At 69.2% G+C, this 15,935-nt stretch carries 16 protein-coding genes; 2 read left to right on the top strand and 14 right to left on the bottom strand.

Features of this window, described 5'->3' with window-relative positions; genetic code table 11:
- Window positions 1-29: 29 nt before the first annotated feature.
- The 12 genes from DFO65_RS08210 to DFO65_RS08160 form a co-directional block, all read right to left on the bottom strand.
- On the bottom strand, window positions 30-629 hold the full coding sequence (locus tag DFO65_RS08210) for a histidine phosphatase family protein (RefSeq protein WP_113903954.1): 600 nt from the start codon (window positions 627-629) through the stop codon (window positions 30-32).
- The gene (rsfS, locus tag DFO65_RS08205) at window positions 626-1,015 is read right to left on the bottom strand and encodes a ribosome silencing factor (protein ID WP_181778675.1); all 390 of its coding nucleotides are present in this window, start codon (window positions 1,013-1,015) and stop codon (window positions 626-628) included. Before rsfS ends, DFO65_RS08210 begins: the two co-directional genes overlap by 4 nt.
- Before the next feature lie 18 nt (window positions 1,016-1,033).
- Window positions 1,034-2,404 carry a hypothetical protein gene (locus DFO65_RS08200; RefSeq protein WP_113903953.1) on the bottom strand — a complete coding sequence of 457 codons (1,371 nt, stop codon included), beginning with the start codon at window positions 2,402-2,404 and terminating at the stop codon, window positions 1,034-1,036.
- Window positions 2,397-3,002 (bottom strand): nicotinate-nucleotide adenylyltransferase, encoded by a 606-nt coding sequence (gene nadD, locus DFO65_RS08195; RefSeq protein WP_113903952.1) that lies wholly within the window; start codon window positions 3,000-3,002, stop codon window positions 2,397-2,399. Before nadD ends, DFO65_RS08200 begins: the two co-directional genes overlap by 8 nt.
- Before the next feature lies 1 nt (window position 3,003).
- Window positions 3,004-3,165, bottom strand: coding sequence for a hypothetical protein (locus DFO65_RS17090; protein WP_181778690.1), 162 nt, complete (start codon window positions 3,163-3,165; stop codon window positions 3,004-3,006).
- A gap of 139 nt (window positions 3,166-3,304) precedes the next feature.
- Window positions 3,305-4,597, bottom strand: coding sequence for a glutamate-5-semialdehyde dehydrogenase (locus DFO65_RS08190; RefSeq protein WP_113903951.1), 1,293 nt, complete (start codon window positions 4,595-4,597; stop codon window positions 3,305-3,307).
- 3 nt (window positions 4,598-4,600) lie between these two features.
- Entirely contained in the window at window positions 4,601-5,758 is a 1,158-nt protein-coding gene (gene proB, locus DFO65_RS08185) for a glutamate 5-kinase (RefSeq protein WP_113903950.1), read from the bottom strand.
- Complete coding sequence (gene obgE, locus DFO65_RS08180; protein WP_113903949.1) at window positions 5,755-7,308, bottom strand: GTPase ObgE; 1,554 nt, start codon at window positions 7,306-7,308, stop codon at window positions 5,755-5,757. Before obgE ends, proB begins: the two co-directional genes overlap by 4 nt.
- A gap of 84 nt (window positions 7,309-7,392) precedes the next feature.
- Window positions 7,393-7,644, bottom strand: coding sequence for a 50S ribosomal protein L27 (gene rpmA / locus DFO65_RS08175; protein ID WP_113903948.1), 252 nt, complete (start codon window positions 7,642-7,644; stop codon window positions 7,393-7,395).
- A gap of 15 nt (window positions 7,645-7,659) precedes the next feature.
- Complete coding sequence (gene rplU, locus DFO65_RS08170; protein WP_113903947.1) at window positions 7,660-7,968, bottom strand: 50S ribosomal protein L21; 309 nt, start codon at window positions 7,966-7,968, stop codon at window positions 7,660-7,662.
- Window positions 7,969-8,135: 167 nt separating this feature from the next.
- Window positions 8,136-8,447, bottom strand: a complete 312-nt coding sequence (locus DFO65_RS08165; protein ID WP_113904240.1) for a chorismate mutase — start codon at window positions 8,445-8,447, stop codon at window positions 8,136-8,138.
- 45 nt (window positions 8,448-8,492) lie between these two features.
- Window positions 8,493-10,055, bottom strand: coding sequence for an alanine/glycine:cation symporter family protein (locus DFO65_RS08160; RefSeq protein ID WP_113903946.1), 1,563 nt, complete (start codon window positions 10,053-10,055; stop codon window positions 8,493-8,495).
- 169 nt (window positions 10,056-10,224) lie between these two features.
- On the opposite strand from DFO65_RS08160, the gene DFO65_RS08155 reads away from it, so the two are divergent.
- Window positions 10,225-11,271, top strand: a complete 1,047-nt coding sequence (locus DFO65_RS08155) for an SPFH domain-containing protein (protein ID WP_113903945.1) — start codon at window positions 10,225-10,227, stop codon at window positions 11,269-11,271.
- Between the two features lie 113 nt (window positions 11,272-11,384).
- Here the strand turns inward: DFO65_RS08155 and DFO65_RS08150 are convergent, their stop codons facing one another.
- Window positions 11,385-14,453, bottom strand: a complete 3,069-nt coding sequence (locus DFO65_RS08150; RefSeq protein ID WP_245940553.1) for an Rne/Rng family ribonuclease — start codon at window positions 14,451-14,453, stop codon at window positions 11,385-11,387.
- A gap of 279 nt (window positions 14,454-14,732) precedes the next feature.
- Between DFO65_RS08150 and DFO65_RS08145 the strand changes: the two genes are divergently transcribed.
- Window positions 14,733-15,383 (top strand): vitamin K epoxide reductase family protein, encoded by a 651-nt coding sequence (locus tag DFO65_RS08145; protein WP_113903943.1) that lies wholly within the window; start codon window positions 14,733-14,735, stop codon window positions 15,381-15,383.
- A 125-nt stretch (window positions 15,384-15,508) separates the two neighbouring features.
- Here DFO65_RS08145 and ndk read toward each other — a convergent pair whose 3' ends face one another.
- A complete protein-coding gene (ndk, locus tag DFO65_RS08140; RefSeq protein WP_113903942.1) occupies window positions 15,509-15,922 on the bottom strand; it encodes a nucleoside-diphosphate kinase in 414 nt (137 codons plus the stop codon).
- Window positions 15,923-15,935: the final 13 nt, after the last annotated feature.

Below are 15,935 nucleotides of genomic sequence, written 5' to 3'. Positions count from 1 at the left end.
GACCGGCACGGTTCACGCCGTCCGGCGCCTCACCGGTCGGGGCGGGTGCCCCAGCTGCGGAGCACCCAGTTGGTGCCGGTGAATCCGAACTCGCCATGACCGCAGTTGCCGAGCACGGCGAGCCGACCCGCCCCGCTCATGTCGAGGAGGATCTCGGCGGCCGCGCGGAGCACCGCCCCGTGGGCGACGATCGCGATCGTCGCCGCCTCGGTGCCGGTGACGATGTCGGCGATGGCGTCGGCCACCCGCCGCCCCGATTCGCTGCGGGACTCTCCCCCTGGCGGCCTCATGTCCGCCCCGGCGACCCAGTCCTCGAGCTCATCGGGCCAGGTGGCGACGATCTCGTCGCGGGTCAGGCCCTCCCAGTCGCCGAAGGCGCTCTCGCGAAGCCGGGCGTCGCGGTCGGGCGTGATGCCGAGGAGCTCTCCGAGGTGGTCGGCGGTGACGGCGGCACGGGACAGGTCCGAGGACACGATGACCTCGGGGGCGAGTTCGCTGAGGTAGGCCGCGGCGGACCGGGCCTGCCGGTGGCCGAGGTCGTTGAGCGGGATGTCCGTCTGCCCCTGGAACCGCCTCTCGACGTTGTAGTCGGTCTGACCATGGCGCCAGAAGATGACGGTCTGGGTCATCGCCGGTCGTCGGTCGCGGTGCTCGCGGGGAGGTCGAGGTCGATGACGGGGCAGTCCTTCCACAGGCGTTCGAGCGCGTAGTACTCACGCTGCTCGGCCGAGAAGACATGGACGACGATGTCGCCGAAGTCGAGCAGCACCCAGTCACCGCCCCCGCGCCCCTCACGTCGCAGCGGTGTGCGTCCGTGGGCCTTCTGGAGGGCCTTTTCGACGGCGTCGACGATCGCGGAGATCTGCCGCTCGTTCTCCGCGGAGATGATGAGGAACGCATCCGTGATGTAGAGGGTGGCGCTGACGTCGAGTGCGACGAGGTCGGTGCCGAGCTTCTCGTCCGCGGCCGCAGCCGCGGTCCTGAGCAGTTGCGTGGATTCTTCGATCTCGCTCACAAGATCCTTTCGTGGGTTCTAGAGCAGCATCACGAGTGCTACGACGATGAGGCCGATCGCCACCAGGGCGGCGACGCCGAGCACTATGTAGGGTACTTTGGACGGTTCCTCGCCGACAAGGATCCGGCCGTCGTTGCCGGTGACGGCGGCGGCGCGGACGCGGGTTCCCGGGGGGTTCTCCGTCTCCTCGTCCTCGTAGTCGGGGTTCGGCAGGGCCCAGGCCTCGGGAACGGCGTCCATCGGCCGGGTCTCGGGGTTGGCCGCCATCGCGCGGGCCGCCTCATCGCCCGACAGCGCGTCCGCAGTGGTCCCGGAGCTGTCGTCCGCCCCTGACTCCGGTGCGGCTGCGGCGCCTGTCGCGGTTCCCGGGGCGGTGCCGGTGCCGGACGTCCGCGGACCTCCGGCGGCGGCGGTCGAGCGGCCGGTCGCCTCCGGATCGGGCACCTTCGCCGAGGCGGCAGTGACGACCCTCACGCCCGCGGTCGTCGGCGGTGCCACGATGGGCATCCGCCGCGGCCGCGGGGCCGGACCGGAGTCGGCGGCCGCGGCTGCGTCGGGCGCGGCTGCGTCGGGCGCGGCTGCGTGGGGCGCGGCGGTCTCGGCCGGGGCGGTCTCGGCCGCGGCTGGCGAATCCGCGGCGGCGGGCGCCTCGGAAGCAGCAGGAACGGCGGGCTTCTCGGGCGTCGATCCGGCGTCTCCGGCTGCGGCCGGCCGGGATTCGACGGGGCTCGGGCGGGGGGCGGAGTCCGGGGTCACCGGGGCCTCGAAGTCCCGGGCGGCGACCTCGTCGCTCGCTCCCCCGAAACCGGCGGTGTCGAAGGATTCGGGGGTGGTCCCCTCCCCTCCCTGACCGGTCTCCTCAGGGGCGGACTCGGCGCTGTGCTCTTCGGGGCCGGCGATGACGGGGATCGCACCCGTGGACAGGTCGCCCTGCATCGACAGGCCGTGCTCGCGCAGGTAGCGCTTGCGCTCGGCGCGGGTCTCGAAGTGCGGGAGCGGAGCCCTGCGGGGGTCGAGACGGTCCTCGGCACTGACCGGTGGGCGGGTCTCCTGCGGATGGTCGGAGGCGAGTGGCCCGCGCGGGTGGACGGTGTGCTCGGCCGGGGACGGGTCGATGCGCGAGGTGGGATCGGCCCAGTCCTCCGCGGACTGGGACCCGTCCGTCTCAGGAGTCGTCTCGCGGCCGGCGGGTTCGCCCGAATCGTCGCCGGCCGGGACCGGGGTCTCCGGCGGAGCGGCCGGCGGCTCGGCGGGGGTGAGCAGCTCGCCGCGGGAGACGCCGGAGTCGTTCGGCTGGTCAGGGGTCGAACGTGCTTCGAACGCCTGCTCGGCCGCCAGCCGCTCGGCTTCCCGCCGTGCACGACGTGACGTGAAGTGCTCCTCAGCCATTCTCACTCCTGTACAGCTCGTATTTCGCGATGTACTGGACGACTCCGTCCGGTACCAGGTACCAGACCGGTGCGCCCTCCATCACCCGTTGCCTGCAGTCCGTTGACGAGATCGACAGCGCCGGAATCTGCACCAGGCTCAGCCTGTCCACCGGGAGGCCGTCACCATGCAGTTCGTGCCCCGGGCGGCTCACTCCGACGAAGTGCGCCAAGGAAAACAGCTCATCGACATTCTTCCACGTGAGGATCTGAGCCAAAGCGTCCGCGCCGGTGATGAAGTACATCTCTGTGTCGGATCCGTAGATTCTCGACAGATCGCGCAGGGTGTCGATGGTGTAGGTGGGGCCCGGCCTGTCGACGTCGACCCGGGAGACGGTGAACCTCGGGTTCGAGGCCGTCGCGATCACCGTCATGAGATAGCGGTTCTCCGCGTCCGTGACCTCGCGGGCGTCCTTCTGATAGGGGCGTCCGGTCGGGACGAACACCACCTCGTCGAGGTCGAAGGTCGCCTGGACCTCCGACGCGGCGACCAGGTGGCCGTTGTGGATGGGGTCGAAGGTGCCGCCCATGACACCGACCCGGCGGGGTTGACTTGCCATATCAGTGGCGGTGCGAGATGCCCTTCCACGACCGCAGCACGACCGCCATCGAGAGGAAGATCGCCAGGGTCACGAGACCGTAGCCGATCGGGGCCATCGGCAGTTCGACGTGGGCTGCCTGTTCGGCGCCTTCGGCTGCTGCTGCGAGAAGAGCGGCGTTCACTTGTGTTCTCCTTTTCCTTGCGTCCGGCGTCTGCCGGTCATGCTGGTCTAAGTTTCTCACGAACTCGCCGACATCCGGGCATCGACGTGCCCGGTCGCCAGGGCGAGGGTGCGGTGGCTCGGCGGTTCCGTCGTGCGGTTCAGAGCCGCACCTGGCCGTTGCCGACCATCACCCATTTGGTCGTCGTCAACTGCTCGACGCCCATCGGGCCGCGCGCGTGGAGCTTCTGGGTCGAGATCCCCACCTCGGCGCCGAATCCCAGTTCGCCGCCGTCGGTGAACCGAGTGGACACGTTGACGCCGACGGCTGCCGCGTCGATGCCGGCGACGAACGTCTCGGCGTTGTCGATGTCCTTCGTCACGATCACCTCGGTGTGGCCGGAGGTGTAGGCGCGGATGTGGTCGATGGCCTCGTCGATGCCGGTGACGATCTTCACCGCGAGCTCGAGGTCGAGGTACTCCTTGGCCCAGTCCCGCCGTGAGACCTTGCGGATCTTCATCGACTCCGGGGCGAGCTGGGCGACGTCGGAGTCGGCGTGGACGACGACTCCCGCCGCCTCGAGGCGCTCGAGGATCTTCGGCAGCACCCGCTTGGCCGCCTTCTCGTGGACGAGCAGGGTCTCGAGCGAATTGCACACGCTGGGCCGGTGGGTCTTCGAGTTGAGCACGAGGTCGACGGCGGTCTTCACGGTCGCGGAGGAGTCGATGAACATGTGGACGTTGCCGATCCCGGTCTCGATGACGGGAACGATCGACTCCTGGACGACGGTGTTGATGAGCTCGGCTCCCCCGCGCGGGATGAGGAGGTCGACGTAGTCCCGGGCGTTCATGAGCACGCTGGCGCCCTCACGGCCGTACTGGTCGATCCCGTTGACCGTGTCCGCGGGCAGCCCCGCGGATTCGACGGCCCGGCGCAGGACCGCGATGATCTCGGAGTTCGACTTCTCCGCCGCCGATCCCCCGCGCAGGACGGTGGCGTTGCCCGCCTTGAGGGAGAGGATCGCGATGTCGACGGTGACATTGGGACGGGCCTCGTAGATCGCGCCGATCACGCCCATCGGCACCCGGGTCTGGGTCAGCCGGATGCCGTTGGGCAGGGTCCGGCCGACGACGATGTTGCCGATCGGGTCGTCGAGGTCGATGACCTTCTCGACCGAGGCGGCGATGGCCTCGATGCGCTCCTCGCTCAGGCTGAGCCGGTCGAGCAGTGCCGCGCTCAGCCCGTTCGCCTCACCGGCGGCGAGGTCGGCCTCGTTCGCGGTGAGGATCTTCGCAGAGTTCGCCCGCAGGCCATCGGCGATGGCCTGGAGGGCGGCGTTCTTCTCCGCGGTCGAGGCGGTCGCCAGCTGGGCGGCGGCGCTCTTGGCGTTCCGGGCCACCCGGGTGACACCACGCACGGTCTTCGGATGGATCTCGGATGCAGCAGCGCTCATGGACTATCCCCTCCCGCTCACGTGGGTGAGCACGAGATCGTTGCGATGGATGACTTCTTTACGGTAGTCACTTCCGAGCCGGGTTCCAAGTTCGTCGGTCGAGAACCCGAGCATCGACGGCAGCTCCGACGAGGAGAAGTTCGTCATCCCGCGGGCGATGACCACTCCGTCGAGGTTCCTGATCTCCACGGGGTCCCCGGCCTCGAACTCGCCGTCGACGGCGGTGACCCCGGCCGCGAGCAGCGAGGTCCCGCGCGAGAGCACGGCCGCCTCGGCGCCCCGGTCGATCGTCACGGCGCCGTGCGTCTTCGCCAGATGCCGCAGCCACAGCAGCCGGGTGCCGCGGCGCCGGTGGGTGACGGAGAACCATGTGCCGACGTCCTCACCGGTCAGCGCCGCCGTGATGCGGTCGGCCGAGGTGAGCACGGCGGGGATGCCGGAGTCGGCGACCATGAGGGCCGCCTCGACCTTCGTGGCCATCCCTCCGGTGCCGGTGCCCGCCGTGCCGACCCCGCCGATCGCGACAGCGTCGAGGGCCCCGGGCCCGGTGACATGGGCGATCCGCTCGGAGTCGTCCAGCTGCGGGGGCCCGGTGTAGAGGGCGTCGACGTCGGAGAGGAGGACCAGGGCGTCGGCGTGGGTGAGGTGGGCGACGAGAGCGGCGAGCCGGTCGTTGTCGCCAAAGCGGATCTCCTCGGTCGCCACGGCGTCGTTCTCGTTGACGATGGGCAGGGTGCCGAGGCTGAGCAGCCGGTCGATGGCCCGCTGGGCGTTGCGGTAGTGGGTGCGGCGGATGAGGTCGTCGGCCGAGAGCAGGACCTGTCCCGGAACGAGGCCGTGGTAGCTCAGGGCGCGGGCGTAGGCGGCCATGAGCAGGCCCTGCCCGACTCCGGCTGCCGCCTGCTGGGTCGCGAGGTCCTTGGGCCGGCGGCGCAGGCCCATCGGCTCGAGCCCCGCGGCGATCGCTCCCGAGGACACGAGGATGATCTCGCGGCCGCGGCCGCGGTGGGCGGCGAGCACGTCGGTGAGGGCGACGAGACGGGATTCGTCGAGCCCGCCGTCGAGGGTCGTCAGCGACGAGGAGCCGACCTTGACGACGATCCGCCGGGCGCCGGCGATGTGCTCCCGGATCGCCTCGGCGCTGCGCGGTGTCTCCTTCACGACCGCTCGGACTCCTCTCCCGCACCGGATGCTCCCGCACCGCGGGCGGCCCGTTCGGCGAGGCGCTCGGCCTCGAGCTCCGCGCGGACCGCGGCCTTCGCATCCATCCGTTCGTGGTAGGAGGCCTTGCGTTCGCGGCGGGTGGAGCGGGCGTCGTCCTCGAGGCGCAGGTCGGTGCCCCTCGAGCCGAGCAGCTCGGCGCCGCCGACGCTCGTGGGGTCCCAGTCGAAGACCACGCCGTCCTCACCGCCGATGACGACGGTGTCCCCGGGCTTCGCCCCGGCCTTGAACAGGGAGTCCTCGACACCGAGGCGCTCGAGGCGGTCCGCGAGGTAGCCGACGGCCTCGTCGTTGCCGAAGTCGGTCTGGGTCACCCAGCGTTCGGGCTTCTCTCCGCGGATGCGGAAGAGCGGGCCCTCCACGCTGTCCTCACGGGTGACCTCGTAGCCGCGGTCGTCGACTGCCTTCGGCCGGATCACCACGCGCTTCGGCGTCGCCTCGACCTCGGCGCGGCGCTCCCGCTCGGCGACGACGAGCTCGGCCATCGCGAAGGAGATCTCCCGCAGCCCGGCGTGGCTGACCGCCGAGACCTCGAACACCCGGTAGCCGGCGGCCTCGAGGTCGGGGGTGACGATGTCGGCGAGGTCGCGTCCGTCGGGAATGTCGGTCTTGTTGAGCGCGACGAGCTTCGGCCGCTCGGACAGCGGCAGCAGGCCGCTGCCCTGGTCGAGGTCGACGGCATAGGCGTCGAGCTCGGCCTCGATCACCTCGAGGTCGGAGACCGGATCGCGTCCCGGCTCCCATGTGGCCATGTCGATGACGTGGACGAGCGCGGCGCACCGTTCGACGTGGCGGAGGAACTCGAGTCCCAGCCCCTTGCCCTCGGAGGCGCCGGGGATGAGCCCGGGGACGTCGGCGACGGTGAAGCGCACGTCGCCGGCCTCGACGACGCCGAGGTTGGGCACGAGGGTCGTGAACGGGTAGTCGGCGATCTTCGGCTTCGCCGAGGACAGGGCGGCGATGAGGCTCGACTTGCCCGCCGAGGGGTAGCCGACGAGGGCGATGTCGGCGATCGTCTTGAGCTCGAGGACGAGGGTCGCGGTCTCACCGGGTTCGCCGAGGAGGGCGAAGCCGGGCGCCTTGCGCTTGTTCGAGGCCAGCGCGGCGTTGCCGAGTCCGCCCCGGCCCCCGGCCGCGGCGACGTATTCGGTGCCGGCTCCCACGAGGTCGGCGATGATGTCGCCGGACTGGTTCTTGACGACGGTGCCCTCGGGCACGGGCACGATGAGGTCGGCGCCGTCGGCGCCGTGGCGCAGATCGCCCTTGCCGATGCCGCCGTCGGCCGCCCGCAGGTGCGGGCGGTGGTGGAGAGGGAGCAGGGTCGTGGTCTGGCTGTCGACGACGAACCGGATGTCGCCGCCCGCTCCGCCGTTCGCCCCGTCGGGGCCGCCGAGGGGTTTGAACTTCTCGCGCCTGATCGAGGCGCAGCCGTTGCCGCCGTCGCCGGCGCGCAGGTGAACCGTGACTCGATCGATGAACTCGGTGGCCATAATGTCCTTACATCAGATGAAGGGTGAGTCGCTGGACTCACCCTTCATGGACCCCTGACGGGGAGAAAACAGTTGCTCAGACGCTCAGGCGCCGACGATGCTCACGATCTTGCGACCGTTGCGCTTGCCGAACTCCACAGCTCCCGCCGAGAGGGCGAAGAGGGTGTCGTCACCGCCGCGTCCGACGTTCGCACCGGGGTGGAACTTGGTTCCGCGCTGGCGCACGATGATCTCGCCGGCCTTGACGACCTGACCGCCGAAGCGCTTGACACCGAGGTACTGGGGGTTCGAGTCGCGACCGTTGCGAGTCGAGCTGACTCCCTTTTTGCTTGCCATTTCGTGAGACTCCTCTTACTTGATGTTCGTGATCTTCAGACGGGTGAGGTCCTGGCGGTGGCCCTGACGCTTCTTGTACCCGGTCTTGTTCTTGTACTTCTGAATCACGATCTTGGGACCGCGGAGTTCACCGACGACCTCGGCGCTGACGGACACCTTCGACAGGGCGTCGGCGTCAGTCGTGACGGATTCGCCGTCGACAAGAAGCACGGCATCGAGTTCGACGCTTTCTCCGGCCTTCGCCTTCATACGGTTGACGGTGATGATGTCGCCGACGCTGACCTTCTCCTGATGGCCACCGGCACGGACAATGGCATAGACCATGGTCGAACCCTTTCTGCATAAACACAAACGAACGGCGGTTGATCCCTTGGCTCCCGTGGACCGATGCCCGCGGGCGTCCCATTGAGAGGAAACACCTGCCGTGGTGCTTCAAGCGCACCGACCCTCAATTCTAGTCGAGAAGCGGGCCCGCGGGCAAACCGGAGCGCTCAGCGGCTCTCGGCGATGCGTTCATGGCGGTGGATCACCTCGGCGACGATGAAGGCGAGGAACTTCTCCGCGAACTCCGGGTCGAGCTGAGCGTCCTCCGCGAGCCGTCGCAGCCGGGCGACCTGCCGGTTCTCCCGATCGAGGTCGGCGGGCGGAAGACCGTGGTCGGCCTTGAGCTCGCCGACCGACTGGGTCAGCTTGAACCGCTCGGCCAGGAGATGGACGAGCGCTGCGTCGATGTTGTCTATGCTGCCGCGCAGCTCGAGCAGTCGCTTCTGGGCCCGGGCGGCGTCGTTGTCGTTGTGATCCACGCCCACCAGTCTAACGATGGGCGCGAACCGCACCGGGCGCCACGCTCAGACGCGGTCGCGATCGTCGACGGGAACGGCGTCGACGGTGTCCGGGTCGTTGAGGGTTCCGGCCCTGCGATCGGCGAGGTACTTCTTCATCTCCTTCTTGACGACCGGCATGAGCAGGTAGAGGCCGAGGATGTTGATGAAGGCGCACATGAACAGGGCCGCATCGGCGAACTCGACGACCTTGGAGAAGGTCGCGACGCAGCCGATGACGACGAAGACGCAGACGAGGGTGCGGAAGACCTTGATCGTCGCCTTCGACCGGCCGAAGAGGTAACTCCACGCCCGCTCTCCGTAGTAGGCCCAGGTGATGAGCGTCGAGAACGCGAAGAGGGCGACCGCGATCGCCAGCAGGACCGGATACCAGTCGGCGACGGTCGCGAAGGCGTCGGAGGCCAGGGCCACGCCGCCGATCTCCCCTTCGCCGAGGTCCTCGCGGTAGGAGGGCTGGTTCGCGACGATGATGGTCAGGGCGGTCATGGTGCAGATGATGACCGTGTCGATGAAGGGTTCGAGCAGGGCGACGAATCCCTCGGAGATCGGCCGCCGGGTCTTCACCGCCGAGTGGGCGATCGCCGCCGAGCCGATTCCCGCCTCGTTGGAGAACGCCGAGCGCTGGAAGCCGATGATCATCACGCCGACGATGCCGCCGGCGATGCCCTGGGGATCGAAGGCGCCGGTGAAGATCTCGCCGATGGCGGCCGGGATCCGGCCCGCGTTGAGTCCGAGGACGAGCAGGCACGAGGCGACGTAGAAGATCGCCATGCCGGGGACGAGCTTGTCGGTGACCTTGGCGATGGACCGGATGCCGCCGAGGATGACGAGGCCGACGAGGATCGCGAAGACGATGCCGAAGATCAGTCCGGCGAAGGGCCCGCCGAGGAGGCCGTCGGCGCCGCCGGTCGCGGTGCGGGCCTGGACGAACGTCTGGTTCGACTGGAACATGCCACCGCCGACGACGCCGAAGACGAGGATCGCCACGGCGAAGAGGCCGGTGAGCACCGACGCCACGGGGCGGGAGAAGCGGCGGAAGGCCACCGGCAGGTACTTGAAGGGGCCGCCGTGGACGACGCCGTCCTCGTCGATCTCCCGGTACTTCACGCCGAGTGTGCACTCGACGAACTTCGTGCACATGCCGAGCAGGCCGGCGATGATCATCCAGAACGTCGCGCCCGGACCGCCGAGGGCCACCGCGACGCCGACGCCGGCGATGTTGCCGAGCCCGACCGTGCCCGACAGCGCCGAGGACAGCGCCTGGAAGTGCGTGACCTCACCCGGGTCGGTCTTCGTCGAGTACTTGCCGCGCACCACCTCGAGGGAGACGCGGATGGCCCGGAACTGGACGAATCCGAAGTAGATGGTGAAGATAAGGGCCGCTGCGACCAGCCAGAGGACGACGAACGGGAACGTCGCCCCGGCGATGGTGATCTCGAAGAAGATGATGGAGCCGAAAGTCGTGGCGATCGGGTCGAACCAGGAGTTGATGGCATCATCGACCGGCGACGAGGGGGCGTTGGCCGCCAGCGGCGACGCCGCCGCCAGCGCGGAGTGATGGATGTCCATGTGAGTCGCCTTCCGTAGGGCCTGCATGAGCGCAGGTGATCTGGTCAGAACGGGTGCTGCTCTCCCAGCAGTGTAACCTGTCTCACAGTTCGGGGCGGGGACGGCGACGACACGACCCGGACACGACTGGACCCGGGCGCCCGTCCCGGCGGTGTCCTAGACTGACCGCATGACGCAGAATCCCCACCCGCCTCCATTCCCCGATTCCACCCCCGACCAGCCCGGACACGCCACCGGCCCGGTCCCCGGGCGCCGGGCCCGGCCCGCCCCGCCGTCGGGTCCCGGGGCTCCCCCGGTGCTCCGCTCCCCCGAGGGCGAACGCGTCCGGGAGCGTCCCGCCGGCGCCGTGTCGGGCTACTTCGCGATCGTGGCGGCGGTCGTCCTCCTCATCATCGCCCTGCTGCTCGCGGCATTCGGCTTCTTCGTCACGTTCGCCCAGGCCGGCCTCGGCATCGGCCTCATCGTCGTCGCGGTCGTCGTGTTCATCGCCTCGATGTTCCTCTTCAAGGGGTGCATCTCGGTGGCGCCGGGCCATGCCGTCGTCCTCCAGCTCTACGGCAAGTACGTCGGCACCGTGCGGCAGTCGGGCCTGCGGTTCGTCAATCCGCTGTACACGAAGGACCTCGTCTCGACCCGCATCCGCAACCACGAGACGTCGACGCTCAAGGTCAACGACCTCGACGGCAATCCCATCGAGATCGGCGCGGTCGTCGTCTGGCAGGTCCGCGACACCGCCCAGGCGACCTTCGAGGTCGACGACTTCGAGGAGTTCGTCGCGATCCAGGCCGAGACCGCCGTACGGCACATCGCGAACTCCTATGCCTACGACTCCTCGGATTCGAGCCGGATGTCGCTCAAGGACAACGCCGATGAGATCACCTCGAAGCTCTCCGCCGAGGTAGCCGCCCGGGTCACCGCCGCCGGAGTGACGGTCATCGAGTCCCGCATCACCCAACTCGCCTACGCTCCGGAGATCGCCCGGGCGATGCTCCAGCGCCAGCAGGCCACCGCCGTGGTCGCCGCCCGCCAGCTCATCGTCGAAGGGGCGGTGGGCATGGTCGAGACCGCGATCGAGGAGATCGAGAGCCGCGGAATCGTCACCCTCGGTCACGCCGAGCGCAGCGATCTCGTCTCGAACCTCATGATCGTCCTCTGCGGCGATCAGGCCGCGCAGCCGACGATCAGCACGACCCGCAACCAGAAGGCGGCAGGCTGAGTCCCCCTCCTCCGGAAACGACCAGCGGCCCGGCACCCTCAGGGTGCCGGGCCGCTGGTCAGCCGGTGGCATGTGTCAGCCGGTGGGGGCCGTCAGTCGCTGCGGGCTGAGTCTCAGTCCTCGCCGATGATGACGAAGGACGAGGGCAGAGTCTGCTTGGCCGGTTCCGGCTGCGGGCTCGACTCGGACTTCCGGCGCCGCGGCCTGCTGACGGGTTCGGCGACCGCGACCTTCGTCGTGGCGTCGGCGCCGATCATCAGGGGCATGTCCGCGGCCGGTTCCGCCGCCGGCTGAGCCGGCTTCTGGGCGGGCGCGGACTCCTTGGCCGCGGGCTGGGCGGACGCCTGCTCGGGAGTGCGAGAGGTCTCGGTCGTGGACTCGCCCTCGGACGGCTGTGCCGAGGATCCGGCGCCCGAGTCCTCGGACCCGGACTTCGCGCGGTTCGAGCGCCTCCGGCCCTTCGAGCGCTTCGACTGCTCCTTGGGGGCGGAGTCGTCCTTGTCGCCGGAGCCGCTCTTGCCGTCGGAGTCTCCACGCCCCGCGGAGTCCCCGCGGCCGCCTGCCGTCGCTTCGCCGGCCTGCGGCTGCTCGACGTCCTCGTCCTTCTTCAGCGTCGCCTTGGCGATCGCCGCCACGGCCGAACGGGAGGCGTCGACGGTGACGACGTCGGAGTCGGAGTCCGACTTCTTCGCCGAGGACGAGTCGTTCCGGCGCTTGCGATCGCGACGTCCGCCACCACCGCCGTTGCCCGAGCCGCTGCCGAACCCGGCCTTCGAGCCGTCCTCCTCGGATCCCGGCAGCAGCAGTCCGCGACCGGAGAGGTCGTGACCGGCGGCGACGAGCGACTCGGCCAGCCCCGTGCCGATGCGCTTGCGCGTCATCTGCACGAGACCCAGCGAGGTCACCTCGGCGACCTGATGCTTGGTCCGGTCCCGGCCGAGGCATTCGACGAGACGGCGCACGACGAGGTCGCGGTTCGACTCGAGCACCATGTCGATGAAGTCGACGACGATGATGCCGCCGATGTCGCGCAGGCGCAGCTGCCGGATGACCTCCTCGGCGGCCTCGAGGTTGTTGCGGGTGACCGTCTCCTCGAGGTTGCCGCCGGCTCCGGTGAACTTCCCGGTGTTGACGTCGATGACGGTCATCGCCTCGGTGCGGTCGATGACGAGGGACCCGCCCGAGGGCAGGTTGACGGTCCGGCTCAGGGCCTTCTGGATCTGCTCCTCGACCCGGTAGTGGTCGAAGATGTCCTCGTCCTCGGAGTACCGGTGGACGCGGTCGAGAAGGTCGGGGGCCACCGCCTCGACGTATTCGTGGATCGTGGTCCATGCGCCGTCGCCGTCGATGACGAGGGAGGTGAAGTCCTCGTTGAAGACGTCGCGGATGATCCGCACGATCATGTCGGGCTCGCTGTAGAGCAGCTGCGGGGCGAGCACCTTCGTCGACTTCGACTTCTTCTCGATGGTCTCCCAGCGCTTGGCGAGCCGCTCGACGTCGCGGCCGAGCTCCTTGTCGGAGGCGCCTTCCGCGGCGGTGCGGACGATGACCCCGGCGGAGTCGCCGACGAGGTCCTTGAGCAGCTTCTTCAGGCGATTGCGCTCGACGTCGGGCAGCTTGCGCGAGATCCCGGTCATCGAGTTGCCGGGGACGTAGACGAGGAATCGCCCGGGCAGGGAGATCTGGCTGGTCAGCCGCGCACCCTTGTGTCCGACCGGGTCCTTCGTCACCTGGACGAGGACGGCGTCGCCCGGGCTCAGCGCGAGCTCGATGCGGCGGGCCTTGCCCTCCATGCCAAGGGCGTCCCAGTTGACCTCACCGGCGTAGAGGACGGCGTTGCGGCCCTTGCCGATGTCGATGAAGGCGGCCTCCATGCTCGGCAGCACGTTCTGGACCTTGCCGAGGTACACGTTGCCGATGAGGGAGGACTGCTGGCGGTTCTCCTTGAGGTAGTGCTCGACGGCGATGCCGTCCTCGACGACGACGAGCTGAGTCTGGTTCCCCGATTCGCGGACGAGCATCGTGCGCTCGACGGATTCGCGGCGGGCGAGGAACTCGGCTTCGGTGATGACCGGGCGGCGACGACCGGCCTCCCGGCCCTCCTTGCGCCTCTGGCGCTTGGCCTCGAGACGGGTCGATCCCTTGAGCGAGGTGACCTCGTCGGTCTCGGAGGTGCGGGTGCGCGAACGCCGACGCCTGCGCCGGCGTGATCCGTTCTCGTCCTCATCGCCGTCGTCGGTGTCGGGATCGGCCCCCTCGGCGGAGTCGTCCGACTCCGGCGTGGCGCCGCGATCGGCCTTGTCGGTTCCCTCTCGGTCGCCCTTGTCCCGGCCTCCGCCGTCGCGGTCGGCTCCGGACTTCCGGTCCGAGCGTCTGCGGCCGCGGCCGCCCCGCTCGGACTCCTCGGCAGGCGAGTCCGCCGCGTCGCTCGACTCGGCGTCCCCGGTGTCCTCGTCACGGCCGTTCTCGTCGCCGCCGTTCTCGTCGCGACCGCGGGAGCGTCGGCCCCGTCCGCCGCGGCGACGGCGGCGACCGCCGTCACCCGTCTCGGAGTCCTCGGAGTCGCGGTCGTCGGCGCGGTCGGAGGATTCCCGGTCCTCGGCACCGGAGTCGCGGCGCGAGTCGGGCTCATCGTCGTCGTAGTCGTCGTCCTCGACCTCGACGACCTCGGCGAGTTCGGCCTTGGGGACCTGGAAGATCAGACCGCCTGCCGGCGGGACCGCGGCGGCAGGCCGCGGGGCGGGCGGCTGGACCGGCTGCACGGTGAAGGGGTTGCGCGGGTCGAAGGCCACGGTCGGGGTCTCGTCCGCATCGTCGGAGTCGTCGTTCTCGACATCGTCATCGTCGACGTCCTCCGGATCGTCGTCCTCGAGGTCGTCGTCCGCGGTGTCGCGGACGAACTGCTCGAAGACGAGCCCGCGGTTGGCGACCGCGCTGCTCGCCTTCCGCGGGGCGGGACGATTCCCGCTCGGAGTGGACCGGTCCTCGGAATCGTCCTCGGTGCCCCGCTCGGGTTCGCGGAGGGACTCCGCCGCCTCGGCGATGCGCTCGAGGCGCTCCTGGATGCTCTCGACATCACGGTCCTGGGATCTGTCGGAGGCCGCCGCTGCTTCCTGCAGGTTGGCCAGATCGGCGAGAATGCCCTCTGTCGGGTCGGTGCCGTCGTTCGGCGAATCGTTCATCATCACTCCTGGCCGAAGTCTCCGTTCACACCGTACGGATCTTCGGTTCCTTGCATGGTCCCTCAGGGACCGAAACTCGTGGATGGCATGTCCAGCTCGCGCTCGGCGCGTAGGCCTTCATGCTGCCTCGACTTCGTGTCGACCTGCGAGGTCATACCCTCGGCTCGGTGGAGGCACTTATCCCGTCCGGTGTGAGGGCGGGTATCCGTCACAGCATTATGTCACAGATTCGCCCTCGGGCGTTTGCCGCGGGCCGTGTGCGGGGGGCATTCTTGGAGGGTGAATCCTGCAGAAGCGCTTGTCGAGGACGACCTCGGCCTCTCCCCCTCCCGTCGTCCCTGGGTGCTGCGTGCGGTGCCCTTCGGCATCGTCCTCATCGTGATGTCGACGGTCGGGTTCCTCGCCTCCTTCACCCTGTCGGTGGAGAAGTACGAGAAGCTGGAGAACCCCTCCGCCGTTCTCTCGTGCGATCTCAATCCGTTCTTCTCGTGCGGTTCGGTGATGGAGGCGGCGCAGAGTCAGATCTTCGGGTTCCCCAATCAGCTGCTGGGGATCGGCGCCTTCGTCGTCCCCCTCCTCATCGGCGTGCTCCTGCTGGCCGGGGTGAGGCTGCCGCGGTGGATCATGATCGGTCTCAACATCGGCCTCGGACTGGGCGTGGTGCTCGTCATGTACCTCTTCCACGCCTCGATCTACGTCATCGGCGTCGGCTGCCCCTGGTGCATCGTCGTGTGGTTCATGACGATTCCGCTGTTCTGCGCGGTCACGGCGCACAATGCGCTCACCGGCGGGTTCGGCCGGTCCGTCGCCGAGAGCACGGCAGTCCGTGTCATAGCGAAGGAGAACGTCGCGATCGCGGTGCTGTGGCTGCTCATCATCGCCGCCTGCATCGTCGTCCAGTTCTGGAACTACTTCTCCACCCTCTTCTGAGCCGCCCGCGGCAGCAGTTCAGCCGCCCCCGGCAGCAGGCCGAGCGGCGCCCCCCTGCCGCGAACACGACAGGCGCCGCAGCACGGTCGCTGCGGCGCCTGGTCGCCGGGTTCTCCCGGTTCAGCTCAGTTCGGGAACCAGATCGCGATCTCCCGTTCGGCGGATTCGGCCGAGTCGGATCCGTGCACGAGGTTCTTCTGGACCTTCTCGCCCCAGTCCCGGCCGAGGTCCCCGCGGATCGTGCCCGGCGCCGCGGCCGTCGGGTCGGTCGCTCCGGCCAGGGACCGGAAGCCCGGGATCACTCCCTGGCCCGAGGCGATGAGGGAGACGATGGGTCCTTCGGACATGAAGTCGACGAGCGGCTGGTAGAAGGGCTTGCCCTCGTGCTCGGCGTAGTGGGCGGCGAGCTCCTCGGGCGTCGCGGTGCGCAGCCGCAGCTCGTCGATCGAATATCCCTTCGCCTCGATGCGGGCGAGGATCTGTCCGACGAGTCCTCGTGCGACACCATCGGGCTTGATGAGGATGAGAGTGCGTTCCATTCCGGGTCCTTTC

This window comes from Brevibacterium sanguinis (genome assembly GCF_003315415.1).
Taxonomy (GTDB): domain Bacteria; phylum Actinomycetota; class Actinomycetes; order Actinomycetales; family Brevibacteriaceae; genus Brevibacterium; species Brevibacterium celere_A.
Note: the sequence above shows the minus strand (reverse complement) of the source record. Positions and strands in the feature narration are given on the sequence as shown.